This window comes from Streptomyces sp. NPDC050211 (assembly GCF_040656035.1).
GTDB lineage: Bacteria > Actinomycetota > Actinomycetes > Streptomycetales > Streptomycetaceae > Streptomyces.
In genome coordinates this window covers 113,581-136,530 of sequence record NZ_JBFALC010000011.1, presented here as the reverse complement: position 1 = coordinate 136,530, position 22,950 = coordinate 113,581, and the positions used below count along the sequence as shown (strand labels likewise).

At 69.6% G+C, this 22,950-nt stretch carries 26 protein-coding genes; 11 read left to right on the top strand and 15 right to left on the bottom strand.

Features of this window, described 5'->3' with window-relative positions:
• From thrC to AB0I98_RS14545, 5 genes are all read left to right on the top strand, one after another.
• Complete coding sequence (gene thrC / locus AB0I98_RS14565; RefSeq protein WP_362940487.1) at positions 1-1,284, top strand: threonine synthase; 1,284 nt, start codon at positions 1-3, stop codon at positions 1,282-1,284.
• A 97-nt stretch (positions 1,285-1,381) separates the two neighbouring features.
• Positions 1,382-1,657 carry a MoaD/ThiS family protein gene (locus AB0I98_RS14560; protein ID WP_210577855.1) on the top strand — a complete coding sequence of 92 codons (276 nt, stop codon included), beginning with the start codon at positions 1,382-1,384 and terminating at the stop codon, positions 1,655-1,657.
• A gap of 408 nt (positions 1,658-2,065) precedes the next feature.
• Positions 2,066-2,272, top strand: coding sequence for a cold-shock protein (locus tag AB0I98_RS14555; RefSeq protein WP_019057200.1), 207 nt, complete (start codon positions 2,066-2,068; stop codon positions 2,270-2,272).
• Between the two features lie 323 nt (positions 2,273-2,595).
• Positions 2,596-4,224 carry a chaperonin GroEL gene (groL, locus tag AB0I98_RS14550; protein WP_362940484.1) on the top strand — a complete coding sequence of 543 codons (1,629 nt, stop codon included), beginning with the start codon at positions 2,596-2,598 and terminating at the stop codon, positions 4,222-4,224.
• A 169-nt stretch (positions 4,225-4,393) separates the two neighbouring features.
• Positions 4,394-5,869, top strand: coding sequence for an MFS transporter (locus AB0I98_RS14545; protein ID WP_362940481.1), 1,476 nt, complete (start codon positions 4,394-4,396; stop codon positions 5,867-5,869).
• 40 nt (positions 5,870-5,909) lie between these two features.
• Here the strand turns inward: AB0I98_RS14545 and AB0I98_RS14540 are convergent, their stop codons facing one another.
• The 7 genes from AB0I98_RS14540 to AB0I98_RS14510 form a co-directional block, all read right to left on the bottom strand.
• A complete protein-coding gene (locus AB0I98_RS14540) occupies positions 5,910-6,482 on the bottom strand; it encodes a hypothetical protein (RefSeq protein ID WP_362940477.1) in 573 nt (190 codons plus the stop codon).
• A gap of 31 nt (positions 6,483-6,513) precedes the next feature.
• Positions 6,514-6,765 carry a type II toxin-antitoxin system RelE/ParE family toxin gene (locus AB0I98_RS14535; RefSeq protein ID WP_362940474.1) on the bottom strand — a complete coding sequence of 84 codons (252 nt, stop codon included), beginning with the start codon at positions 6,763-6,765 and terminating at the stop codon, positions 6,514-6,516.
• Complete coding sequence (locus tag AB0I98_RS14530; protein WP_362940471.1) at positions 6,762-7,037, bottom strand: type II toxin-antitoxin system Phd/YefM family antitoxin; 276 nt, start codon at positions 7,035-7,037, stop codon at positions 6,762-6,764. The genes AB0I98_RS14535 and AB0I98_RS14530 overlap by 4 nt, the downstream gene beginning before the upstream one ends.
• Before the next feature lie 145 nt (positions 7,038-7,182).
• Positions 7,183-7,998, bottom strand: coding sequence for a hypothetical protein (locus tag AB0I98_RS14525; protein ID WP_362940744.1), 816 nt, complete (start codon positions 7,996-7,998; stop codon positions 7,183-7,185).
• Positions 7,999-8,274: 276 nt separating this feature from the next.
• Positions 8,275-8,826, bottom strand: coding sequence for a DinB family protein (locus AB0I98_RS14520; protein WP_362940468.1), 552 nt, complete (start codon positions 8,824-8,826; stop codon positions 8,275-8,277).
• Between the two features lie 26 nt (positions 8,827-8,852).
• Entirely contained in the window at positions 8,853-9,056 is a 204-nt protein-coding gene (locus AB0I98_RS14515; RefSeq protein WP_362940465.1) for a DUF397 domain-containing protein, read from the bottom strand.
• Positions 9,040-9,879 (bottom strand): helix-turn-helix transcriptional regulator, encoded by an 840-nt coding sequence (locus AB0I98_RS14510; protein ID WP_362940462.1) that lies wholly within the window; start codon positions 9,877-9,879, stop codon positions 9,040-9,042. Before AB0I98_RS14510 ends, AB0I98_RS14515 begins: the two co-directional genes overlap by 17 nt.
• A 114-nt stretch (positions 9,880-9,993) precedes the next feature.
• On the opposite strand from AB0I98_RS14510, the gene AB0I98_RS14505 reads away from it, so the two are divergent.
• The gene (locus AB0I98_RS14505; RefSeq protein ID WP_362940460.1) at positions 9,994-10,386 is read left to right on the top strand and encodes a hypothetical protein; all 393 of its coding nucleotides are present in this window, start codon (positions 9,994-9,996) and stop codon (positions 10,384-10,386) included.
• Between the two features lie 144 nt (positions 10,387-10,530).
• Here the strand turns inward: AB0I98_RS14505 and AB0I98_RS14500 are convergent, their stop codons facing one another.
• Genes AB0I98_RS14500 through AB0I98_RS14485 form a run of 4 tightly spaced genes read right to left on the bottom strand, consistent with a single transcriptional unit; the run spans position 10,531 to position 14,747 of the window.
• Positions 10,531-11,355, bottom strand: coding sequence for an aldo/keto reductase (locus AB0I98_RS14500; RefSeq protein ID WP_362940457.1), 825 nt, complete (start codon positions 11,353-11,355; stop codon positions 10,531-10,533).
• Between the two features lie 43 nt (positions 11,356-11,398).
• Positions 11,399-12,784 (bottom strand): PTS transporter subunit EIIC, encoded by a 1,386-nt coding sequence (locus tag AB0I98_RS14495; protein ID WP_362940454.1) that lies wholly within the window; start codon positions 12,782-12,784, stop codon positions 11,399-11,401.
• Between the two features lie 16 nt (positions 12,785-12,800).
• The gene (gene murQ / locus AB0I98_RS14490; protein WP_362940451.1) at positions 12,801-13,736 is read right to left on the bottom strand and encodes an N-acetylmuramic acid 6-phosphate etherase; all 936 of its coding nucleotides are present in this window, start codon (positions 13,734-13,736) and stop codon (positions 12,801-12,803) included.
• A gap of 54 nt (positions 13,737-13,790) precedes the next feature.
• Entirely contained in the window at positions 13,791-14,747 is a 957-nt protein-coding gene (locus AB0I98_RS14485; protein ID WP_362940448.1) for a MurR/RpiR family transcriptional regulator, read from the bottom strand.
• Positions 14,748-14,803: 56 nt separating this feature from the next.
• Between AB0I98_RS14485 and AB0I98_RS14480 the strand changes: the two genes are divergently transcribed.
• Both AB0I98_RS14480 and AB0I98_RS14475 read left to right on the top strand, forming a co-directional pair.
• Positions 14,804-15,217: a hypothetical protein gene (locus AB0I98_RS14480; protein ID WP_362940445.1), complete on the top strand. Its 414-nt coding sequence runs from the start codon at positions 14,804-14,806 to the stop codon at positions 15,215-15,217.
• Positions 15,214-15,492 (top strand): DUF4031 domain-containing protein, encoded by a 279-nt coding sequence (locus AB0I98_RS14475; RefSeq protein ID WP_362940741.1) that lies wholly within the window; start codon positions 15,214-15,216, stop codon positions 15,490-15,492. The genes AB0I98_RS14480 and AB0I98_RS14475 overlap by 4 nt, the downstream gene beginning before the upstream one ends.
• A 3-nt stretch (positions 15,493-15,495) precedes the next feature.
• Here AB0I98_RS14475 and AB0I98_RS14470 read toward each other — a convergent pair whose 3' ends face one another.
• Together AB0I98_RS14470 and AB0I98_RS14465 are read right to left on the bottom strand one after the other, a co-directional pair.
• Positions 15,496-16,563, bottom strand: a complete 1,068-nt coding sequence (locus AB0I98_RS14470) for a GNAT family N-acetyltransferase (protein ID WP_362940442.1) — start codon at positions 16,561-16,563, stop codon at positions 15,496-15,498.
• Between the two features lie 10 nt (positions 16,564-16,573).
• Positions 16,574-17,236, bottom strand: coding sequence for a hypothetical protein (locus tag AB0I98_RS14465; RefSeq protein ID WP_362940439.1), 663 nt, complete (start codon positions 17,234-17,236; stop codon positions 16,574-16,576).
• 48 nt (positions 17,237-17,284) lie between these two features.
• Here AB0I98_RS14465 and AB0I98_RS14460 point away from each other — a divergent pair, with 48 nt between their 5' ends.
• Both AB0I98_RS14460 and AB0I98_RS14455 read left to right on the top strand, forming a co-directional pair.
• Positions 17,285-17,950, top strand: a complete 666-nt coding sequence (locus tag AB0I98_RS14460; protein ID WP_362940436.1) for a maleylpyruvate isomerase family mycothiol-dependent enzyme — start codon at positions 17,285-17,287, stop codon at positions 17,948-17,950.
• Between the two features lie 91 nt (positions 17,951-18,041).
• Positions 18,042-18,734, top strand: coding sequence for a copper homeostasis protein CutC (locus AB0I98_RS14455; protein WP_362940433.1), 693 nt, complete (start codon positions 18,042-18,044; stop codon positions 18,732-18,734).
• 78 nt (positions 18,735-18,812) lie between these two features.
• Here the strand turns inward: AB0I98_RS14455 and AB0I98_RS14450 are convergent, their stop codons facing one another.
• The gene (locus AB0I98_RS14450) at positions 18,813-20,852 is read right to left on the bottom strand and encodes a UvrD-helicase domain-containing protein (RefSeq protein WP_362940430.1); all 2,040 of its coding nucleotides are present in this window, start codon (positions 20,850-20,852) and stop codon (positions 18,813-18,815) included.
• A gap of 202 nt (positions 20,853-21,054) precedes the next feature.
• Between AB0I98_RS14450 and AB0I98_RS14445 the strand changes: the two genes are divergently transcribed.
• Positions 21,055-21,237: a hypothetical protein gene (locus AB0I98_RS14445; protein ID WP_362940427.1), complete on the top strand. Its 183-nt coding sequence runs from the start codon at positions 21,055-21,057 to the stop codon at positions 21,235-21,237.
• A gap of 22 nt (positions 21,238-21,259) precedes the next feature.
• On the opposite strand, the gene AB0I98_RS14440 is transcribed toward AB0I98_RS14445, so the two are convergent.
• On the bottom strand, positions 21,260-22,897 hold the full coding sequence (locus AB0I98_RS14440) for a DNA repair helicase XPB (protein ID WP_362940425.1): 1,638 nt from the start codon (positions 22,895-22,897) through the stop codon (positions 21,260-21,262).
• Positions 22,898-22,950 lie beyond the last annotated feature (53 nt).

Here is a 22,950-nt window from a genome sequence, read left to right as displayed (position 1 = left end):
ATGGCTGCGCAGACAGTTGCAAGCACCACCCACACCGTCGACCTCGGCCCCGCCGCGGCGCTCTCGTGCCGCGAATGCGGTCACCGAGTACCCCTCGGCCCGGTCTTCGCGTGCGAGGAGTGTTTCGGCCCGCTCGAGATCGCCTACGACTTCTCGGCCTACGACGCCGAAGAGCTCCGCAAGCAGATCGAGGCGGGACCCGCGAACATCTGGCGGTACGCACCGCTGCTGCCCGTCCCCGCGGACGTGGCCGACAAGCCCAACATCAACCCGGGCTGGACCAAGCTCGTCAAGGCCGACAACCTCGCGCGCGAGCTGGGTGTCGACGCCGGCAAGCTCTTCATCAAGGACGACTCCGGCAACCCGACGCACTCCTTCAAGGACCGGGTCGTCGCCCAGGCCCTGGAGGCCGCGCGCGCCTTCGGCTTCACCACCCTCTCCTGCTCCTCGACGGGCAACCTCGCCGGCGCCGTCGGTGCCGCCGCCGCCCGGGCCGGCTTCCGCTCCTGCGTGTTCATCCCGCACGACCTGGAGCAGGGCAAGGTCGTCATGGCCGCGGTCTACGGCGGTGAGCTCGTCGGTATCGAGGGCAACTACGACGACGTCAACCGTTTCTGTTCCGAGCTGATCGGCGACCCGGCCGGCGAGGGCTGGGGCTTCGTCAACGTCAACCTGCGGCCGTACTACGCGGAAGGGTCCAAGACCCTGGCGTACGAGATCTGCGAGCAGCTCGGCTGGCAGCTGCCCGACCAGCTGGTCGTCCCCATCGCCTCCGGCTCGCAGCTCACGAAGATCGACAAGGGTCTGCAGGAGCTCATCAAGCTCGGGCTCGTCGAGGACAAGCCGTACAAGATCTTCGGCGCGCAGGCCGAGGGCTGCTCGCCGGTGTCCGTCGCCTTCAAGGGCGGGCACGACGTCGTCCGGCCGCAGAAGCCGAACACGATCGCCAAGTCGCTGGCGATCGGCAACCCGGCGGATGGTCCTTATGTCCTGGACATCGCTCGCCGTACCGGCGGTGCGGTGGAGGACGTGAACGACGAGCAGGTCGTCGATGCGATCAAGTTGCTTGCGCGGACCGAGGGCATCTTCGCGGAGACCGCCGGCGGCGTGACCGTGGGTGTGGCGCGCAAGCTGATCGAGAACGGTGTCCTCGACCCCACGAAGACCACGGTCGTCCTCAACACCGGTGATGGTCTCAAGACTCTTGACGCGGTTGCCGGTACGGGGCTGACTGCGACGATTCGGCCCAGCCTGGACTCGTTCCGGGAAGCGGGTCTGGGGTAGGGCCCGTCTCATTGATTTCGTCTGCGGGCCGGTGGGGGCTGGTCGCGCAGTTCCCCGCGCCCCTGAAGGGGCGCTGTACTGACCGGAGGTTCAAGTTATGAGCGTTAGCGTCCGCATTCCTACCATCCTGCGCACCTACACCGGCGGTGCGGCCGAGGTTTCCGCCGAGGGTGCGACCCTCGCCGACGTCATCTCCGACCTGGAGAAGAACCACACCGGCATCGCCGCCCGCATCCTCGACGACCAGGGGAAGCTGCGGCGGTTCGTCAACGTGTACGTGAATGACGACGACGTCCGTTTTGAGCAGGGGCTGGAGACGGCGACGCCGGACGGGGCCGGTGTCTCGATCATTCCGGCGGTCGCGGGCGGCTGAATCACGCATTGTTCATCGAATGGCCCCCTCCGTGAGAGAAGCGGAGGGGGCCATTCTCTATGGTTGAGCACGGTACAGTTGGGGAACCTGCTCGCGCTTTCATGCCGGGCGCATATGAGTTCCGCCCGCACGGCCGACAAGAAGTAGCCAAAGTACGCGGGCCTTTTGCGTCATTCGCTCCTTTTATTGGGTCCGAGTTGCCCTGGATTTACACAAATTCTCCGCATTTCACCGATCGGTCGCGCCCAGATTTCTCGTCCGACTGACCTGTTGCAGACGGCAGTTGGACAGATACATTCAGCCGCGGTCGACGCGTTCCGGCGCACGCCCCCAACCGTGGGGGGTGAGGTCTGACCCGGATCCGCGAAGTGTGGATCTGTGCAAGGGCCAGTAATAGGGGAGTTAGGCATGGCTCAGGGCACCGTCAAGTGGTTCAACGCGGAGAAGGGGTACGGCTTCATCGCGGTCGACGGTGGTGCGGATGTATTCGTCCACTACAGCGCGATTCAGATGGACGGCTACCGCACCCTGGAAGAAGGTCAGCGAGTCGATTTCGAGATCTCGCAGGGCCAGAAGGGGCCGCAGGCGGACATGGTCCGTCTCGCGACCAGCTGAAGCACGCGCCGACTGACTGCAGCGACGTTCTTCTTCGGAGGGCTCGTTTCCCATGGGGAGTCATGGGTTGCGAGCCCTCCGGCATGTCCGGGGCCGGTCCGGACCCCTTGCCACGCCTGAGGATCACTGAGGAGCGCTTGCACTCGGCATGGGCGAGTGCTAATCATTGGCGTTAGCACTCTGAAGGTGAGAGTGACAACGAGGACCGGGTCGGTGAGGCCCGCAGGCCGGGTGGGGCAAGGAACCACAGGCAGGCGAGCCGTCCGTCGCGGGCGCCAGCGCGGTCCGGAGCAATCCACCCCAGTCCGGGAGGACCACTTCACATGGCCAAGATCATCGCGTTCGACGAGGAGGCACGGCGCGGTCTCGAGCGCGGGATGAACCAGCTCGCCGACGCCGTCAAGGTCACCCTTGGCCCCAAGGGCCGGAACGTCGTCCTCGAGAAGAAGTGGGGCGCCCCCACGATCACCAACGATGGTGTTTCCATCGCCAAGGAGATCGAGCTCGAGGACCCGTACGAGAAGATCGGCGCCGAGCTGGTCAAGGAAGTCGCCAAGAAGACGGACGACGTCGCCGGTGACGGTACGACCACGGCGACCGTGCTCGCCCAGGCCCTCGTCAAGGAGGGTCTGCGCAACGTAGCCGCCGGCGCCAACCCGATGGCCCTCAAGCGCGGTATCGAGAAGGCCGTCGAGGCCGTCTCCGGTGCCCTGCTCGAGCAGGCCAAGGACGTGGAGACCAAGGAGCAGATCGCCTCCACGGCCTCCATCTCCGCCGCCGACACCCAGATCGGCGAGCTCATCGCCGAGGCGATGGACAAGGTCGGCAAGGAAGGCGTCATCACCGTCGAGGAGTCCCAGACCTTCGGTCTGGAGCTGGAGCTCACCGAGGGTATGCGCTTCGACAAGGGCTACATCTCGGCGTACTTCGCCACCGACATGGAGCGTATGGAGGCCGTCCTTGACGACCCGTACATCCTGATCGCCAACTCCAAGATCTCCTCGGTCAAGGACCTGCTCCCGCTTCTGGAGAAGGTCATGCAGTCGGGCAAGCCGCTGCTGATCATCGCCGAGGACGTCGAGGGCGAGGCTCTGTCGACCCTGGTCGTCAACAAGATCCGTGGCACCTTCAAGTCCGTCGCCGTCAAGGCTCCGGGCTTCGGTGACCGCCGCAAGGCCATGCTCGGCGACATCGCCATCCTCACGGGCGGCGAGGTCATCTCCGAGGAGGTCGGCCTCAAGCTGGAGAACGCGACCCTGGACCTCCTGGGCCGCGCCCGCAAGGTCGTCATCACCAAGGACGAGACCACCATCGTCGACGGCTCCGGCTCCGCCGACCAGGTCGCCGGCCGGGTCAACCAGATCCGCGCCGAGATCGAGAACAGCGACTCGGACTACGACCGCGAGAAGCTCCAGGAGCGTCTGGCGAAGCTGGCCGGCGGCGTGGCCGTCATCAAGGCCGGTGCCGCCACCGAGGTCGAGCTCAAGGAGCGCAAGCACCGCATCGAGGACGCCGTTCGCAACGCGAAGGCGGCCGTCGAGGAGGGCATCGTCGCCGGTGGTGGCGTGGCCCTGCTCCAGGCCTCCACGGTCTTCGAGAAGCTGGACCTCGAGGGTGACGAGCTGACCGGCGCCAACGCCGTGAAGCTCGCGCTGGAGGCCCCGCTGAAGCAGATCGCCGTCAACGGTGGTCTCGAGGGTGGCGTCATCGTCGAGAAGGTGCGCAACCTGCCCGTCGGCCACGGCCTGAACGCTGCGACCGGTGAGTACGTCGACATGATCGCCGAAGGCATCATCGACCCGGCGAAGGTGACCCGTTCCGCTCTGCAGAACGCCGCCTCCATCGCCGCGCTGTTCCTCACCACCGAGGCCGTCATCGCCGACAAGCCGGAGAAGGCCTCGGCCGGTGCCGGCGCCGGCGGCGGCATGCCGGGCGGTGACATGGACTTCTGATCGACTCCGGTTGATCGTCTGTCCTACGACTGAGGGCGGCACTCCCTGTTCACGCAGGGGGTGCCGCCCTCGGGCGTTGCAGGGGCGTTTATGGGGCCCTTGATTGAGTCAAGCAACTGACTTAAGGTTGCCTTGGTCAAGCTTACTGCGTTCCTACGGAGGCCCCGCCATGTCCGACGCCCTTGCCCGTCCCGCCGAGGCGGCAGGCTCCGCCCCGCCGAGACCGAACGCCGTGGTGGCGGTGCTGGCCTTCGCCGGAATCGTCGTCGCGCTGATGCAGACCCTGGTCATCCCGATCGTCCCGGAGCTACCGAAGCTGCTCGACGCCCCCGCGTCGGACACCGCGTGGGCGGTGACGGCGACCCTGCTCGCTGCGGCCGTGGCGACGCCGGTCGTCGGCAGGCTCGGTGACATGTTCGGCAAGCGGCGGATGCTGCTGGTCAGTGTCGTGATGCTGATAGCCGGTTCGGTGGTCTGCGCGCTGAGCGACTCCTTGATCCCGATGATCCTCGGCCGGGTCCTGCAAGGCCTAGCCTCCGGTGTGATCCCGCTCGGCATCAGCATCATGCGGGACGAACTCCCCGCCGAACGGCTCGGCTCCGCCACCGCCATGATGAGCGCCTCCCTCGGCGTCGGCGGCGCACTCGGACTGCCTACCGCCGCGCTCATCGCCGACAACTTCGACTGGCACACGCTGTTCTGGACGTCGGCCGGACTGGGCGTCGTAGCACTCGGCCTGGTGCTGACGCTCGTACCGGAGTCGAAGGTGCGCACCGGCGGTCGCTTCGACCTGGTGGGCGGTCTCGGTATGGCCGCGGGCCTGGTCTGCCTGCTGCTGGCGATCTCCAAGGGCGCGGACTGGGGCTGGGGCAGCGCCACCACGATCGGACTGTTCCTGTCGTCCGTCGTCGTCCTGCTGCTGTGGGGCTGGTGGGAGCTGCGCACCGAGCAGCCGCTGGTCGACCTGCGCACCACCGCCCGCCGTCAGGTCCTGGTCACCAACCTCGCCTCGATCGCCGTCGGGTTCGCGATGTTCGCGATGTCGCTGGTCCTGCCGCAGCTGCTCCAGCTGCCCGCGCAGACCGGGTACGGCCTGGGCAAGTCCATGCTGATCGCCGGTCTGGTCATGGCACCGTCCGGCCTGGTCATGATGGCGACGGCGCCGGTCTCCGCCGCGGTGTCCAAGGCCCGTGGACCGAAGGTCACGCTGATGATCGGTGCCCTGATCGTGGCCGCCGGCTACCTCCTCAACATCGTCCTGATGTCCGAGGTCTGGCACTTCGTCCTGGTGTCCTGCGTCATCGGCGCCGGTATCGGCTTCACCTACGGCTCGATGCCCGCGCTCATCATGGGTGCCGTGCCCGCGTCGGAGACGGCCGCGGCGAACAGCCTCAACACCCTGATGCGGTCCATCGGTACGTCGTCGGCGAGCGCCATCGCCGGTGTGATCCTGGCCCAGATGACGACGGACTTCGGCGGCTACGCCCTCCCGTCCCAGAACGGCTTCAAGGTCGTCCTGGCCGTGGGCGCCGGGGCGGCGCTGCTGGCCTTCGCGGTGGCCTCGCTGATCCCGCGCCAGCAGCGGGCGCGGCTGGGGGCGGCGCAGGCGGAGTCGGAGCCGGCTGGGGCGGCGGCGAAGTCGTAGTCGTAGTCGTGGGGGATTGTCGAAAGGTTCCCCGTGTTGTTCACAGGTTCCCGAGCGGCTCGATGTCGACGTGCACCGGCGTGCCCCACACGCGCAGCACCTCGTAGTCGGTGAACTCGTGCACCAGCCGGTACGCCATGGCGGGGCGCGGTCCGCGTCGCTGGGCGGCGAGATACAGCTCGGCCTCGCGCCGGTCACGGCGCGGGGTGCCGCACAGCTGCCAGACCTGGCCGTTCCACATCTCCGGCAGCCAGCGCTGCTGCGGCTGCGGCCGGTCGTCGCGGACGCCGTACCGCGAGGGGGCGGGGGAGGCGGACTGGGGGAGCTGGGGCGCTGTTCCGTTGATCTCGGAGCGGCGGGCGGCGCGGCGCCTGGTCTCGCAGAGCAGGCACAGGTCGGGGGCGCTCTCGTCGACCGGGCCGGTGGGGTGCTCGGCGCAGCGGGTGGTGGGCGCGGCGGAGGTGACGCTCTCGTCCAGGAGATCGAGGGCGCGGCGGAGGTCGGCCTTGACCTCGTGGAGGCGGGCTTCGGGGGTGTCGGCGGCCAGCGCCTCGCCGTGCTCGCCTAGGAGACGGAGGGCGCGGCCGAGGGCGGTGCGTTGGGCGTGGTTCATGGGGTGGCTCCGATTGCCGCGGAGGCTTCTGTCAGGCGCTGCGGCCCACCTTCAGTACGTGGACCGTGACGGTGTCGGCGTTGGGTCGGTAGAGCACGCGCCAACTTCCCACACGCAGCCGGTAGTAGCCCGAGCCGCCCAGTGCGCGGGCCGACGCCGGGTGGGGATCGTCGGCGAGTGCGCGTACTGCTGCGGCGGTTGCCTTGGCGCCTACCGGGTCGGCGGAGCGGAGCCGCCGGAACTCGTTCATGGCGTGGTGCTCCCATACCACGGAGTACGTCACGAAGCGCTCTCCTGATGGTCCTCTGCCTCCAACTGCGCCATGAACTCGTCGTGGGTCATCGAAGGACCGGCAGGAGCCGCTTCGCGGGCGCGCGCTTCGGCGATGTCGGCCTCGTCGCGCAGCCGTTGAAGCTCCTCCAGTTCGCTTATGGGGATGAGGGCGGCGGCAGGTTTGCCGTACTCGGTGATGAGGATGTGTTCCTGGCCGTGCCGGACCCGGCCGACCAGTTGGCCGAGCTGGTTGCGGGCTTCCACGAGCGGGTACGCGTCCATGGAAAGACTGTACACACCTGCGGGTGTGTGCAGTGGGCTCGTGTGGCTGATTCTGCGTCGATCGGCGTGGAAGTCAGTGGGCATAGTCATGCAGCCTTTCGGTGCCCAGGGTGATGTCGATGGGGCGAGGCAGCGGGGTGTTCGGTCACAGGAGTGTCCGCTGCCGCCGTTGGGACATTGCGTGGCGGATCTCGGCCGCGCGGGAATGGACTGCTGAGCTGGACAGGGGCGTGCTGGCGCGAACGGGGGCGCGCTCGCCCCGGCATGCGGCGCACACACCACCCGGCAACGCCTCCGGCCGCCCCGGCACCCCGCACTTCGCGCACTCCAGGACACGGAGGGGTGGGCGGGTCTCGGGCGGTGGCGGCAGTTTGGAGGTCAGACGGTTGCGGACGAGGGCCGCCGCGTGATGGACCGGGGTGGGCAGGCCGCTGGTCAGGGCGTGGAGTACGGCCTCGTCCGTGGCGCCCCTCGCGAACCACTCGGCGACCAGTGGGCTGAGGACTGCGCAGTCGGCCTCGGACAAGGACAGGGCCGGGGCCGTGCGGCCGAGGGCGGCGAGGAGGATATGGGCCCGCGAGCGGGTGGGGCGTCGTCGTTCCGGCTCCGCATCCGGCTCCGGTACGTCGCCCCGCGTGAACGCCGCCCACCAGGTGTCGTCGCGGGCGGTACGGGTGAACCACGTTCGGGTGATCCAGCGTTGGGTGCCCGAGTCGGCCAGGTGTTCGCGCCCTCGGCGCAAGTGACCCGCCCGCTGAAGGTTGTTGAGGGCGGTGCGGAGGGCGCATTGGCCGTACGGGAGTGTCTTGGCCAGCGTCTTTACGGAGATGTCGGCGCCGTCGGGGAGGCGGTCGATGTATCCGGCGATGGCGGCTTCGCGGGGTGGGAGGTGGGCGAAGTCGTGGTTGGTGCGGCGGAGTTGGTCCGGCGCGGAGCGCTTTCCGTAACCCGGATTGGCCATCGGGTGCGGGGACGCGTGCGCGGGCAGGGAGGTAGCACTAAGCTTGGCGTCAGCCATGGGATCGAACTAGTCCTTCGATCTCGTAGGTCAAGCCCCCGCAGGTGTTGTCAGCACCTGGCGGGGGCTGTTCGTTATTCGGGCACGCTAGACGACCATCACTGTGTGTGGCAAGCCGAACGCGTCAAGTCAACTCGCGGGGTGGGAGGGCGGGTTGGGGCCCTCCAACCGTTCCTTGAAAAGAGCGCTCGGGGCTGGACGCTTGAGCTTCGGGACCTCTCAGCCCATGCTCTTCGCGCCGTCCAGGGATTCGCGGATGATGTCGGCGTGGCCCGCGTGCTGGGCGGTCTCGGCGGTGATGTGCAGGAGCACCCTGCGGGCCGACCATCGAGCCCCGGGCTCGTTCCACGGGGCGTCGGGCAGCGGGTGGGCGGTGTTCAGGTCGGGGAGGGTCGCGACCAACTCGTCCGTTCGGCGGGCCACTTCCTCGTACTCGGCGAGCACGCCGGTCAGCGTCTCGCCGGGCAACATCCGGAACTCGTCGGCCCGCTTGGCGAAGTCGGCCTCGGTCATGGCGGTGAAGTCGGGCATCGCCGACGGGCCGTGCTGGATGAAGTCCACCCAGCTCCGTTCCACCGACGTGACGTGTTTGATCAGGCCGCCCAGACACAGCGCACTGACGGTGGTTCGCCGGCCGGCCTGCTCGTCGGTGAGGTCGCGGGTCGTGAAGCGCAGGAAGTGCCGGTGGTGGGCCAGGGCTTCCAGCAGGTCGGCGCGCTCGACGGTGGCGGTGGCGGTGGCAGCGGCGGTGTTGTGCGTGGTCTCAGTCATGACAGCCACGCTAGGAGCCAATGCGGTCAGATCTTGACCGCATTGACGAAGGCCGACCATGCTTCCGGCCGGAACGCGAGCTTCGGGCCGTGGGGGTTCTTGGAGTCGCGGACGGGGATGACGGTGGGGAGGTCGTGGGTGACTTCGAGGCAGTTGCCGCCGCTGCCGCCGCTATAGCTGGACTTGTGCCAGGTGGCCGAGTCCAGGTCGTACTCAGGGATGCTCCTCATGGGCGTAATCCTGCGCCATGGTCTCGATCAGAGCCAGGGAGTTCTGCGGGGAGAGCGCGTTGGCTGTGAGGAGTTCGTAGGTGAAGCGCTGGTGCCTGACGATGGCTGGGGCGTCCTCCAGCCGACCGGTGCCGACGCCCTCGAAGTAGACGAGTGGCGGGGCGTCCTCGAAGTCCATCAGCTTGATGGAGCCCTCCATCGCCGCGTGGGCTCCGGCGCCGAATGGCAGTACCTGCACGATGGCTCGGCCACGTCGGGACAGGTCGGCGAGGTGACGTAGAGCCTCCGCCATCACCTCGCGGCCTCCTGTCACCCGCCGCAGCGCCGCCTCGTCAATCACCGCCCACAACAGCGGCTCTGTTGGATCGTTGAGGATCCGGGCTCGCTCCACTCGGGCTGTCACCAACTCGTCGATCTTCTCTTCCGTGGCCGTCGGTTGGTATGCGCGGCACACGGCTCGTGCGTACGCGGGCGTCTGAAGCAGACCGGGGATCAGGAGGGGCGCGTACTCCCTGATCGCCGTAGCTTGCGCTTCCGCCTCCGCCGCCTCTGCGAAGTGCTCCGGATAGCGGGACTTGGCCGCGGCCGTGCAGTTCCGCGTGAAGAAGTCCTCCGTGCCCAGGACTTCATCCAGCGTTCGCGCGTACTCCGGCAGCATCCGCCGCGTCCCCGCCTCCAGCTGCCCGATGAACGAACCGCTCACGAACAGCCGCGCCCCCAGCTCCTCCTGGCTCAGTCCGGCTTTCTCCCTGGCGTGACGGAGTTCCGCCCCCAGCAGTGCGCGGGGTGACGAAGACGGGTCCAGGTCCTTCGGTCCTGCCATGGCAACTCCCGGTTCGACAACAGAGGTTGTTGGGGCGCTCCGTATGGCCAGGTTAGGAGGCTGGCGGACACGCTGTGTCGTGAATCACGAACTCAATGTGAAGGAGGGTCAAGCGTGCGCTCGACCGAAGAAGTAGTGGCGTCCTTGAAGGAGGCTCTCGTGGATGTCGGCGTCCTGCTGCCATCCCTGTGCGTGGACCCCGTCAGCGGCGCGAGCGATGAGCCGTTCGCCCTGGTCGACCTGGGGCGCTGCAATGTCCGTACAGCCGAGAAGCTGGCCTCCGTACTGCGCGGGGAGAAGCCCGCGATCGGCACGTACGTCGTGGACGTGCGCAGCGGGCGCGTCGGCGAGGTCGTGGGGCACGCGGGCGGCATGGTGCGGTTGCGGCCGGTCGCGGGCGGGCGGGAGTGGGGCTGTCCGCCGGATTCGGTGGGGCTCGCACAGCGGGAGGAGGTGCTGCGGGCTCGGGTGCGGGGTGTCAACAAGGAGGGGCGGCTGCCCTGTTGAGTGCGGGCGCTTGGGTCGAGCCGACACTTCTGTCACCTTGAGTCTCTGTTGCGCCCGTCCCTGGTGCACATCGCCAAAGCCCTCGTTCATATGGAAGTTGATTCCGTCGCATGCTTGGCTCAAGTGGATTGCCGAGGTCACGGGCTACGCGGCGTAGAGCTTGTCCAAGCGCGCGACCTGTTCCTCCGTAAGCTCCAGACCCGCCGCCGCCACGTTCTCCTCCAGGTGAGCCGTCTTCGCCGTCCCCGGAATCGGCAGCATCACCGGCGAGTGCGCGAGGAGCCAGGCCAGCATCACCTGCGTCGCCGTGGCGCCGGACTCGGTCGCTACGGCGGCGATCTCGGCGGTCGTGCCCGAGGTGCCGTGGGCGACCGGGCGCCAGGGCAGGAAGGCGATGCCCGCTGCCTCGCAGGCCTCCAGGACGGGCTCGTGTTCGCGGTCGAGGAGGTTGTAGCGGTTCTGGACGCCGGCGATATCGGCGACGGTCCGCGCCTCGGTGAGTTCGGCGACGGTGACCTCGGAGAGGCCGATCCGGCCGACCTTGCCCTCGGTCACCAACTCGCCGAGCGTGCCGACCTGGTCGGCCACCGGGATCCGCGGGTCGATGCGGTGCAGTTGGAGGAGTTCGATGCGGTCGAGGCGGAGTCGGCGCAGGGCCGCGTCGACGCCCGCCCGCAGCCCGGCGGGGCTGGCGTCCTGCCGCCACTCGCCGTCGACTCGGGAGATGCCGACCTTCGTGGCGACGAGGAGGTCATCCGGGTACGGGTGCAGGGCCTCGGCGAGCAGCTCCTCGTTCGCGCCCCAGCCGTACATGTGCGCCGTGTCGATCAGGGTGACGCCGAGTTCGACGGCCCGTCGCGCGACCGCGACGGCGGCGGCGCGCGCATCCGCCGGTTCGGTCGGCAGGTGCATCGCCCCGAATCCGAGCCGTCCCACCTCCAGGTCGCCGCCGATCCGAAACGTGCTCATGACTGCCATACGACGTCTGCGCCCCCTTCGTCGAAGGCCCACGCTAACCGGGCTCGGCGACGCGTGTCAGGCCCCCGAAGAGATACGTCGCCGCGAACCCCACCCCGTACCCCGTCACCAGCCCACCCGCATACACGGCCACCGTCACCGCCCACCCCCCGTCCCCCGCCAACAGCGGAAACAGTGCCCAGCCCGACGGGCCGATCGCCGTCGCCCCCACCCGTTCCCCGAGCATCGCGAACAGGCCCACGAAGCCGCCGCCCGCCGCTCCGCCTACGCAGGCGGTCAGGAAGGGTCGGCCCAAGGGGAGGGAGACGCCGTAGATCAGGGGTTCTCCGACGCCCAACAGCCCTGCCGGGAGGGCCGACTTGATCGTCGTACGGATGGAGGTGTCGTGGCGCAGCCGGACGTACACCGCTAGGGCCGCGCCGACCTGGCCCGCGCCGGCCATGGCGAGGATGGGGAGCAGGGTGGTGTGGCCCTGCTGGTCGATCAGCGTGACGTGGACGGGGATGAGGGCCTGGTGGAGGCCGAGCATGACGAGGGGGAGGAAGAGGCCGCCCAGGATCAGGCCGGCGAGCGCGCCGGTTGTCGTGAGGAGCCAGTTCGCGGCGGTGCCGACGCCGGTGGAGATCTCGCCGGCCGCGTACATGAGGCCGTAGAGCGTGGCCAGGCCGGAGACGAGGACGGTCAGGGTCGGGGTGAGGAGGACGTCGAGGGTCTCGGGGACGCGGGTGCGGCACCACTTCTCGATGTACGTCCCCAGCAGCGCCGCCGCCAGCGCGCCCAGCACCCCGCCCTGGCCGGGAGCGAGGGTGACCCCGAACGCCGTCACCTTCGCCACCCCGGGATACACGACGATCGCCGCCACCGCCCCGCCCAGCACCGGTGTGCCGCCGAACTCCTTCGCCGTGTTGTAGCCGACGAAGACCGCGATCAGGGCCATGAAGGCGGCGGCGATCGCGGTGAGGGCGGGGGTGAGGCCGGGCAGCCAACCGGCGTTCAGCAGCAGGCCGTTGACGCCCGCGAGGATGCCGCAACCGATGAGGGCGGGGATGAGGGGGACGAAGATGTTCGCGATGCGGCGGAGGGTCTGCTTGAGCGGGGTCGCGTTGCGCTCACGCTGGGCTTCCTTCAACTCATGGCTCTGTACGGCCAGTTGAGACGCCGACGTCACCAGCGCATCGAACTCCGGCGTCACCCTCGCCACCACCCCCGGCCCCAGCACGATCTGGTACGTGTCGTCGTCGGCGACCACGCCCAGGACGCCGGGCACGGCCCGTACGGCTTCGTCGTCGACCAGGGTGCGATCGGCGAGGCCCAGGCGGAGGCGGGTCATGCAGTGGGCGACGGAGGTGATGTTCGTGGGGCCGCCGACCAGGGGGAGGAGGGCGGCGGCCGTGGTCGCGGGGGTGTGCGGGGTGTGCATGCGGTGAGCGTGCGGGCTAGCCCCTCGCCGCCGCCAGCGCGGCGCGCAGATGGCCGCCGGACTCCTCCAGAAGGCGGGCGGCCGTCGGGCCGTCGACGCCGGTGAGGATGGTCAGGATCGCGTTCTTCACCTCGCCGTCCGTGGCCGCGAGGGCGGCCTCGATCTCCTCGTCCGACGCGCCGGTGGCGAGGGCGACGATACGGCGGGAGCGGGCGCGCAGCTTCTCGTTCGAGGCGCGTACGTCGACCATCAGGTTCCCGTACGTCTTGCCCAGCCGGATCATCGTGATCGTCGACAGCATGTTGAGCACGAGCTTCTGCGCCGTGCCCGCCTTGAGGCGGGTGGATCCGGTCACCAGCTCCGGCCCTACGACGATCTCGATGCCGTGGTCGGCCGCCGCCGCGAGCGCGCTGTCCGCGTTGCAGGCCAGACCGACGGTCAGCGCGCCCAGCTGCCGGGCGTGCTCCACGGCGCCGACGGCGTACGGGGTGCGGCCGGACGCGGAGACGCCGACGACGGTGTCGAGGGCGGTCAGGCCGAGCCGGTCGAGGTCCCGTCTTGCCAGCTCGGCGGAGTCCTCGGCGCCCTCGACGGAGGTGACCATGGCCTCAGGGCCGCCCGCGATCAGGCCCACGACCTGGGCGGGGTCGGTGTTGAAGGTGGGCGGGCACTCGGAGGCGTCCAGGACACCGAGGCGGCCGGCGGTTCCGGCACCGGCGTAGACGAGCCGGCCGCCGCGGGCCATCCGCGCGGCCACGGCATCGATGGCGGCGGCGATCTGCGGGAGTTTCGCGGCGACGGCGGTGGGGACGGTCGCGTCCTCGCCGTTCATCAGCCGCGCGATCTCCAGGGTCGGCAGCTGATCGATCTCGGAGAGCTCGGGCCGGAAGGCTTCCGTGGTCAGCGATTCCAGCTCGGCACGGACGTCGCGCTGAGGAGAGGCGGAGGTCATGAGGCGGCGGCTCTTTCACTCAAGGTCACTCAAGGGTCAGGGGCGGACTTACGTCTACCGCGAACCATTCCGATGCCGATGCGCCAGCGCCTCATACGACGCCGACAACGCGGGCGCGGCCGTCTCGTACGTCCGCTGCGCGACCCCGATGAACAGGCAGTCCACGACGAGGAGCTGACTCGTGCGGGACGACATCGCCGCCGGCCGCAATTCACTCTCCCGGGCCGTGGACGTCGTCAGCACATGATCCGCGTACTGCGAGACCGGCCCGTCCGGCCGTCCCGTGATGGCGATCGTCGTGGCCCCGTGCTCGAACGCGACCCTGAGCGGTTCGATGACGTCCCCCGTGGACCCGGAGTGCGTGATCGCGATCGCCACATCACCGCCGCGGAGCTGCACCGCGTTCGTCACGGCGAGGTGCGGATCGCTGTGGGCGTGGGCTATCAGGCCTATCCGCAGCAGCTTCTGCGTGAGGTCCTGCGCCACCAGCCCGGACGCCCCGACTCCGTACACATCGGCCCGGCGCGCGGAGGCCAACGCCGACACCGCCGCGCCCAGCTGCACCGTGTCCAGCCCGGCCGCCGTGTCCGCGAGGGTCTGCTGCTCGTCGTAGGCGAGCTTGGCGACCACGTCGGCGATCGGGTCGTCGACGGCGATGTCGGTGGTGAGCGCGGGTGCCCGACCGGACTGCTGCTGGGCGGCGAGGCCGGCGAGGGCGAGGCGCAGATCCCGGTAGCCGGGGTAGCCGAGCAGGCGGGCGGTGCGGACGACGGTCGCCTCGCTGGTGCCGGTGAGTTCCGCGAGGCCGGTGACGGTGAGGGCGGCGCAGCCGGCCGGGTCCTGGGCGACGGCTTCGGCGACGCGCTGCATGGAACGGGTCATCGAGGGGGCGAGGGTGCGCACCTTGGCCGCGAGAGCGGCGGGCGCGGGGGGCGCACCGCCAGATCCGGCGCCGGTGCGGGTGCCGTTGCCGGTACCAGGGCCGAAAATTTCCTTCACTTCCTGGGTCACTCTTGAAAGATATTTTCGGCTCGGTGTGATGGTCAAGAGTGCGCACAATGGGAGACATGGATCCCACCGACTCCCCCGACTCTCCCGGCTCCCCTGTCAGCCCCCTGGAGCAGGCGTTGCACGCGGCACGCGCCCTCGTGCTCGCCGACCTGGTCGCGGGCGACGTCGCCGAGGCGGACGTGGTGTCCCTGGTCGAGGAGTCCGTCGTACAGCGGCGCTGGTGGGTGGAGCAGTGGCCGGAGGGTGCGGCGTTCGTGGCCGGGCTGATCGCCCAGGACGTCCAGGACGCGCTGCTGGAGCGGTACGGCCGCTGGCCCCTGTGCCCCGTCTGCGGCTCCGGCGACCCGCACGCCCTCGACGTCGAACCGGAACTCGGGCCCGACCCGCACTGGGTGTGCCACAAGGCGGGCGTGAAGGTCGCCTCCGTCGGCACCCTCGGTTCGTGCGCCGGCGGGACCGCCTCGTCGTGACGCTCTACATCGACCCGCCCACCTGGCCCGGCCACGGCCGGATGTGGTCCCACCTCGTCAGCGACGTCTCGTACGACGAACTTCACACGTTCGCCGAGGGCCTGGGCGTGCCTCGACGCGCCTTCGAGCGGGATCACTACGACATCCCGTCGCACCGTTACGCAGACGTGGTGGCCGCCGGGGCGGTGGAGGTCAGCAGCCGGGAGGTGGTGCGGCTGCTCAACGGGTCGGGGTTGCGGAGGCCGAAGGGGCGGGGTCAGCCGCGCAGCTCGTAGCGGTCAGCCGCGCAACTCGTAGACGAACAACTCCTCGTCCTCACCGACCTTTTTGAATCCGGCGCGGGCCACGACACCCTGCGACGCCAGATTGCCCTGGTCGACCTTCGCGATGATCCGCCGGACGTCGTCCCGGGCCAGGGCCCACGCCGACAGGGCGCGCAACGCCTCCGTGGCATACCCATGGCCACGGCCGCCCTCGACCAGGTCGTACCCGATCTCCACCAGACCCTCGTCGTCCGGCGCCGCATGAAACCCCATGGCACCGACCGCACGCCCGTCCTCCCGCCGCACCAGCACGAACACTCCGAACTCCGGTCGCAGCAGCCCCTCTTCATACGCCTTCACCAGCATCCCGGAGGCCACGCGGGTCCCCTCGAACGGCTCGCCGTCGACCCACTCGAACCCGCCGTCGCCGCCTGTGTGCAGGTCGGCGGCTGCCGCCGGGGTGACGCCCTCGAGGGTGAGGCGGTCGGTGGGGTGCACCAGATTGTTGTGCCAGCGCCACTGGGTGACGGGTGCGCGGCCGGGCAGGTCGCCGCGGCCGGTGGCCCACAGCAGGGTTTGCCAGGGGGCGGGGCCGGGGCGGACGTCCGGGAAGATCGTGGTGAGGACGGACTCACAGAGCTCGGCGGGTGGTTCGTACGACAGGCCGAGTCCCTCGGCGATGTCATGCGTGTGCAGGAGCACCTCCGCGATCCCCATCGCCGCGAAGCCTTCGCGGTTCGCGCTGCGGAAGGGGTACGGGTGGAAGGCGCGCACCTCGCGGGGGGTGCTGCGCAGGGTGGCCGCGAACAGCGCGCCGGTCGTCTCGATCACATCCAGGACGCCCTCGTTGTCGATGCCCTCCTCGGGCACGATCTCGAACGGGACGTACCGGTCCTGCGCGCGTCCGGCGAGCTGGCCCGCGTACGCGATCAGATCCTCGGCGACATGGAACGCGGTCTCACGGCAACTCCAGCTCAGCCCACCCGCCTTGACCCCTTCCCAGTCCCGGTCCGTGGCCGTCCGCAGCAGAGCGACGCAGCTCGCGACGGCTTCCTGTACTTGATCCCCACCCGTGTTCCGCATGCCGCGCAGACTAGGCCGACGGAGGACGGCCCAGCGACAGCATTTCCAGCTCCGACCGCAGGTTGTAGCGCGCCGTCGCCTCCCACTCCCTCTCCCCGTGCGGTGTGTGGAACAGGCGGGGCAGGTCGAGGAGCTGGCGGAGGATCGCCGAACGGCCTTCGCGGAAAGCCTCGTTGGGGACGAAGTGGTACTCCTCGCGGACGGCCGCGGTGTAGGCGGCGTACGCCGACGGCGGCGACGCGAGGATCGCCAGGTCCGCGTCGCACAGCACCTGCCCGTCGCGGTCGTCGCCGGCCGGGGCGTGGGTGACCGTGAGCCGGACCAGCCGGGCGACCTCCGCGGTCTTCGCGGCGGACAGACCGGCCTCGGGCAGCGCCCGCTCGGCGAGCCGGGCCGACCGCTCCTCGTTCTCGGACCGCTCGGGCAGGTACACCGCGTCGTGGAACCACGCGGCCAGGCGTACGACGTCCGGGTCCGCCGCGTGCTTCTCCAGCACGTCGATGTGGTCGAGGACCGCGGTGAGGTGCGTCAGCGTGTGATAGCGGCGCTGGGGTTCCTGCCAGCGGGTGAGCAGATCGTCGGCGTACGGCGCCGGGTCGGGCGAGGCCACCGGGGCGCGGGCCGCTCGCAGGGCGTCGGTGAAGCGGGCGGCTAGGGCTTCGAGATCGTGCATGTGCGCCATTCTCCCGTGCCGTGGGCCACGCGCCCTAGCGTGGGAGGCATGACTTCTGCTGAGGTACGTGACCCCGAACTGCCCGGACGGCTCCTGATCACCGAGCGCGACGCGCTGATTCCGCTGCTGCGGCAGCGACCGGACACGGATTTCGCCAGGCCCGTAGGCGCCTGCCCCGGCTGGAGCGTCCGGGATGTGCTGGCCCACTGTTCGGCCGCGCTGCTGCGGGTCGTGGAGAGCCGCTTCGAGGAAGGCGTGTTCTCGCCCGAGGCCAACGACCGGGACATCGCCGAGCGCGCCGAGTGGACGAACGCGCGCGTCGTCGACGAGCTGGAGCGCGGGATGACCGACGCGGGTCCCGTGATCGCCGCGGCGGGCGGCGTCTTCGACGGCATCGCACTCGGCGAGTGGGTGCATGCCGGGGACGTACGCGAGGCGTGGGGCGAGCCCGGAGCCTACGCCGGGGCCGGACTGCCGTACGCGCTCACACTGCTGGCCGCGGTGACCCGGGAGCGGGGCCATGTGCCGTTGCACGCCGACCTCGACGACGTCGACGAGCCGGTGCGGCTGGGCGATGTGTCGGGGACGCGGACCCCCGCACGGTTCATCGGGGACGCCGCCACGCTCGTACGGCTGTACTCGGGGCGTACGACGGCAGGGGCGTCGTACGAGCTGGCGGGCGTGAAGGAGACAGAGCTCAACATCTTCGGCTGACGGCGATCTTCTCGCGACCTCGTCCTTCCCGGGTAGGCTGGCATTGGACTAGACCTCCTAGCCGTCCCGAGCCGCCGAGGAATGGGGTCCCATGAGCAAGCGTGCAGTCCTGGAGGTGATCGCCCTCGATGCCGAGGACGCCCTCGCCGCCCAGGCCGGAGGCGCCGATCGCCTCGAACTGGTCACCGACATGGCAGCGGACGGCCTCACCCCACCGACCACGACCTTCACCGCGATCCGCGCCGCCGTCGACATCGACCTGCGCGTGATGCTGCGCCTCGCGGACGGCTTCGCGGCGGAGGACGCCGGACGCTTGGCGCAGGTGGCGCGGGAGCTGCGCGGCGCGGGAGCAGACCAGTTCGTGCTCGGATTCCTCGACGCGCACGGTGAGGTGGATCTGGACGCGGTGGAGCGAGTCGTGGGCGAACTCGACGGCTGCCGATGGACCTTCCACCGCGCCATCGACCACGCGGCGGACCGCGACGCCCTACGCAAGCAAGTCGCCGACCTGCCCGGACTGGACACGTATCTGACGGCTGGCTCCGCGGACGGCGTGGACGACGGCCTCGCGACGCTGCTCGCGGAGGCGGGACGGCGAGGGGAGCCGGGGTACGAGCAGCAGATCCTGGTGGGCGGGGGCCTACGGTTGGACCACGTCCCACAACTGCTCGCTGCCGGGATCGACGCCTTCCACATCGGGGGCGCGGCGAGACCGAAGGGCTGGGAACACCCGGTCGAGGCGGAGGCGGTGCGAGAGTGGCGCCAAGTCTTGGACGCAGGCTGACCGGAACCCCCTAGGGGCGCGGGGAACTGCGCGACCAGCCCCCACCGGCCCGCACTCGCACACAACCTCAAGCGGCAATCACAACTGAACCGGCAACCCCGCCGCATGCACCACGATCAACCCCGAAACCGCCCGAGTCAGCGCCACATACAACCGCCGCAACCCCGTCCGCTCATCCGGCTCCCCATCAACCACCGCCTGCGGCTCATCGAGCACCACATAGTCGTACTCAAGACCTTTCGCGAGCGAGGCAGGAACCAGCGTCAGCCGGGTCTCCTGAGTCGTCTCCTCGCCGGGGTCGAGATAACCGATCCCCGCCGCCGCGAGCGCCTGAGCCAGCACCGGCACCCGCGCATCCGCAGCGATCAGCCCCGTAGACCCCTCATTCCGCAGCAACTCCTCACACGCAGCCACCACTTCCCCCGCCTCGCCCACCTCACGGACCTCAAAAAACCCAGGATTCTCCCGCACCGAAGCCACCGGCGTCAGCCCCGGCGCAATATGCGGCAGCAGCCGGGACGCATACGTGATCACATCCGTCGGCACACGGAAACCGGCCGTCAGCTCCTCGACCACGGCGTCCGTCTTCCCCAGGTGGGCCAGCGCCTCGTCCCAACTCCGCGTAGCCCACGGCGTCGTACCCTGCGCCAGATCGCCGAGGACCGTCGCCGAACCGGTGGTGCACCGCCGGCCGACCGCGCGGTACTGCATGGGCGAGAGATCCTGCGCCTCGTCGAGAACCACATGCCCCAGCGAGTGCGTACGCTGCACCAGATCCGTCGCCTCGTCGATCAACACGGCATCCGCGGCAGACCACTTGGCGGACTTCACCGACCGCACCGGCTTCGCCCACAGAACCCTCTTCTGCTCGTCCTCGCTGAGGACCCCTCCCGCGTGTACGGCGAGAAAGTCCGCGTCCGTCAGCAGCCGCAGCACGAGCTTCGCCGGGTCGACCGGCGGCCAGATCGCCTTCACCGCCGCCTTCACCGCGGCGTTGCGGGCGACGGCGTCCTGCACCCGGTCGTCCGGTGCCTCTCCGGAGCGTTCCATCTGCACCAGCACCGCGTGCGCGATCCGCTGCGGCAGGGCCTCACGGGCGGCGCCGTACCGGATGTCGCGGTCGAGCAACTCCTGGACGATGCCTTCGAGTTCGTACGCCGGGACCCGCCAGCGACGCGAGCCGCGCACGACGACGACCGGCTCGGTCGGCATGGTCACATGGGAGCGGACGGCGCGTCGCAGCACCTCCGCCATCCTCGCGTCCCCCTTGATCACCGCGGCCGCCGCGTCGTCCGCGCCCCGCACCTCGACATGCGACACGAGGTCGTCGACCGTCGCCTGCCGGACCGTCAACTCGCCCAGTGCGGGGAGCACTTGCTCGATGTAGTGCAGGAAGGACTTGTTCGGCCCGATGACGAGCGTGCCGGTGCGGGCGAGCCGCTCGCGGTGGGCGTACAGCAGATACGCCACCCGGTGCAGACCGACGGCCGTCTTCCCGGTTCCGGGGCCTCCCTGCACACACACGGTCCCGCCCAGCCCGCTGCGTACGATCTCGTCCTGCTCCGGCTGGATCGTCGCCACGATGTCCCGCATCGGGCCGACGCGCGGGCGCTCGATCTCCTGCTGGAGCAGCTTGCTGGTCCGCGCGGCCTCGGACGGGTCGGAGAGGTGCTCGTCCTCGTACGCCGTGAGCTCGCCGCCCGTGTACCCGAAGCGGCGGCGCAGTGCGACGTCCATCGGGGCCTTCTTGGAGGCCCGGTAGAAGGGCTGGGACACCGGCGCACGCCAGTCGATCACCATTGGATCACCGTCGTGGTCGTGCACATGCCGCCGCCCGATATAGAAGCGCTCGCCCTCCGCGCCTTCGGCCTGGTCCGCGCCCGGTGCGTGCAGGTAGTCGAGCCGGCCGAAGAACAGCGGGGTGTCGCTGAGGTCGGCGAGGGCCTTGATCCGCTCGTCGATCTGATGGGCGAGGACTTCGGCGTTGACCCAGTTCGCGGTGACGTCGCTGATGTCGAGGGACTCGACGTCCTCGCGCATGGCGCGCAGGGCGGCGCGGGAGGAGGCGAGATGGGAGCGCTCTCGGGAGAGGGGATCGTCGGACGACGGGGTGGACAAGGGGTGCCTCCGTTGGATCCAGACAAGAGCGGAGATTCTAGGTCGCCGATGGAGCCGGCTGCCAACGGTTTTTGTCATCCCCTAGGGGACGGCCCTCTCCGCCCTAAGGGCCATGGCTAGCCCCGCAGGTGTACCAACGGACGACACGGGTTCGCCCCGCAGACCGATGCCCTCCCCATGGCCGGAGAGCCACCATGGATACATGAGCGCAGCAACCTTCACCCCAGCCCCCGGCCGCGCCTCAGGCGCGACCGCCATCACCTCGACCCACCACCGACACCGCCTCGGCGAGGCCCTGCGTGCCCTCAAGGTGTACGCGGGCGCCGCCTTCGACGTGATCATCCTCGGCGAGTACGGCGAGGAAGCCGGCGTCCGCCGCAAGTGACCCTGCCCCGCCCGGCTCAGCTCTACGCGAGCAACTCGTCCGCGTCCACGATCCGGTATGCGTACCCCTGCTCGGCCAGGAACCGCTGCCGATGCGCGGCGAAGTCCTGGTCGATCGTGTCCCGCGCCACCACGGAGTAGAAGTGGGCCTGGTGCCCGTCCGCCTTCGGCCGCAGCACCCGCCCCAGCCGCTGCGCCTCCTCCTGCCGCGACCCGAAGGTCCCCGACACCTGGATGGCGACCGTCGCCTCCGGCAGGTCGATCGAGAAGTTCGCGACCTTCGACACGACCAGCACGCTGATCTCGCCCTCCCGGAAGGCGCCGAAGAGCTTCTCGCGCTGGGCGTTGGAGGTCTCGCCCTTGATGACAGGGGCGTTCAGGTGCTCGCCCAGTTCGTCGAGCTGGTCGATGTACTGGCCGATGACCAGGATCTGCTGCCCGGCGAACCGCCGTACCAGCGCCTCCGTGACCTTCCGCTTGGTGTCGGTCGTCGCGCAGTAGCGGTACTTCTCCTCCTGCTCGGCGGTCGCGTACGCCAGCCGCTCGGCGTCGGTGAGATTGACCCGGACCTCGACACAGTCGGCGGGCGCGATATAGCCCTGCGCCTCGATCTCCTTCCAGGGCGCGTCGAACCGCTTGGGCCCGATCAGCGAGAACACGTCCGACTCACGGCCGTCCTCCCGCACCAGCGTCGCCGTCAGCCCGAGCCGCCGCCGCGCTTGCAGATCCGCCGTGAACTTGAAGACCGGCGCGGGCAGCAGATGCACCTCGTCGTAGAGGATCAGCCCCCAGTCGCGGGAGTCGAACAGCTCCAGGTGCGGGTAGACGCCCTTCCGCCTGGTCGTCAGCACCTGGTACGTCGCGATGGTGACCGGCCGGATCTCCTTCTTCGTACCGCTGTACTCGCCGATCTCTTCCTCGGTCAGCGTGGTCCGCTTCACCAGCTCGTGCTTCCACTGCCGGGCCGAGACGGTGTTGGTGACGAGGATGAGCGTCGTGGACTTCGCCTGGGCCATGGACCCGGCGCCGACCAGCGTCTTACCGGCTCCACAGGGGAGTACGACGACCCCGCTCCCGCCGTGCCAGAAGTTCTCCACCGCCTGCTTCTGGTACGGGCGCAGCGCCCACCCGTCCTCGACCAGATCGATCGCGTGAGCCTCACCGTCGACGTACCCGGCGAGGTCCTCGGCCGGCCAGCCCAGCTTCAGCAGCGTCTGCTTGATCTGCCCGCGCTCGGAGGGATGCACGGCCACGGTGTCCGGGTCGATCCGGTTGCCGACGAGCGGAGCGACCCGCTTGGAGCGCAGGATCTCCTCCAGCACCGGACGGTCGGTGGTCGTCAGGACCAGCCCGTGCGCCGGGTGCTTGGACAGCGTCAGCCGCCCGTAGCGGTCCATCGTCTCGGCGACGTCGACCAGCAGCGCGTGCGGCACGGGATAGCGGCTGTACTGCACCAGCGCGTCCACGACCTGCTCGGCGTCATGCCCGGCCGCCCGCGCGTTCCACAGCCCGAGCGGCGTCACCCGGTAGGTGTGGATGTGCTCCGGCGCCCGCTCCAGCTCGGCGAACGGCGCGATGGCCCGACGGCACTCGTCGGCCAGCTCGTGGTCGACTTCCAGGAGCAGCGTCTTGTCGGACTGGACGATGAGGGGACCGTTCACGCGCGGCTTCCTTCCCTAAGGCCAGAGGTCGGCCAAACGTCCAGTGTGCCTGA

Bases quoted from the DNA above. Each gene is read 5' to 3' on its own strand.
- thrC (WP_362940487.1), top strand. From the start codon at position 1: ATGGCTGCGCAGACAGTTGCAAGCACCACCCACACCGTCGACCTCGGC.
- AB0I98_RS14560 (WP_210577855.1), top strand. From the start codon at position 1,382: ATGAGCGTTAGCGTCCGCATTCCTACCATCCTGCGCACCTACACCGGC.
- AB0I98_RS14555 (WP_019057200.1), top strand. From the start codon at position 2,066: ATGGCTCAGGGCACCGTCAAGTGGTTCAACGCGGAGAAGGGGTACGGC.
- groL (WP_362940484.1), top strand. From the start codon at position 2,596: ATGGCCAAGATCATCGCGTTCGACGAGGAGGCACGGCGCGGTCTCGAG.
- AB0I98_RS14545 (WP_362940481.1), top strand. From the start codon at position 4,394: ATGTCCGACGCCCTTGCCCGTCCCGCCGAGGCGGCAGGCTCCGCCCCG.
- AB0I98_RS14540 (WP_362940477.1), bottom strand. From the start codon at position 6,482: ATGAACCACGCCCAACGCACCGCCCTCGGCCGCGCCCTCCGTCTCCTA.
- AB0I98_RS14530 (WP_362940471.1), bottom strand. From the start codon at position 7,037: ATGGACGCGTACCCGCTCGTGGAAGCCCGCAACCAGCTCGGCCAACTG.
- AB0I98_RS14525 (WP_362940744.1), bottom strand. From the start codon at position 7,998: ATGGCCAATCCGGGTTACGGAAAGCGCTCCGCGCCGGACCAACTCCGC.
- AB0I98_RS14520 (WP_362940468.1), bottom strand. From the start codon at position 8,826: ATGACTGAGACCACGCACAACACCGCCGCTGCCACCGCCACCGCCACC.
- AB0I98_RS14515 (WP_362940465.1), bottom strand. From the start codon at position 9,056: ATGAGGAGCATCCCTGAGTACGACCTGGACTCGGCCACCTGGCACAAG.
- AB0I98_RS14510 (WP_362940462.1), bottom strand. From the start codon at position 9,879: ATGGCAGGACCGAAGGACCTGGACCCGTCTTCGTCACCCCGCGCACTG.
- AB0I98_RS14500 (WP_362940457.1), bottom strand. From the start codon at position 11,355: ATGAGCACGTTTCGGATCGGCGGCGACCTGGAGGTGGGACGGCTCGGA.
- AB0I98_RS14495 (WP_362940454.1), bottom strand. From the start codon at position 12,784: ATGCACACCCCGCACACCCCCGCGACCACGGCCGCCGCCCTCCTCCCC.
- murQ (WP_362940451.1), bottom strand. From the start codon at position 13,736: ATGACCTCCGCCTCTCCTCAGCGCGACGTCCGTGCCGAGCTGGAATCG.
- AB0I98_RS14480 (WP_362940445.1), top strand. From the start codon at position 14,804: ATGGATCCCACCGACTCCCCCGACTCTCCCGGCTCCCCTGTCAGCCCC.
- AB0I98_RS14470 (WP_362940442.1), bottom strand. From the start codon at position 16,563: ATGCGGAACACGGGTGGGGATCAAGTACAGGAAGCCGTCGCGAGCTGC.
- AB0I98_RS14465 (WP_362940439.1), bottom strand. From the start codon at position 17,236: ATGCACGATCTCGAAGCCCTAGCCGCCCGCTTCACCGACGCCCTGCGA.
- AB0I98_RS14460 (WP_362940436.1), top strand. From the start codon at position 17,285: ATGACTTCTGCTGAGGTACGTGACCCCGAACTGCCCGGACGGCTCCTG.
- AB0I98_RS14455 (WP_362940433.1), top strand. From the start codon at position 18,042: ATGAGCAAGCGTGCAGTCCTGGAGGTGATCGCCCTCGATGCCGAGGAC.
- AB0I98_RS14445 (WP_362940427.1), top strand. From the start codon at position 21,055: ATGAGCGCAGCAACCTTCACCCCAGCCCCCGGCCGCGCCTCAGGCGCG.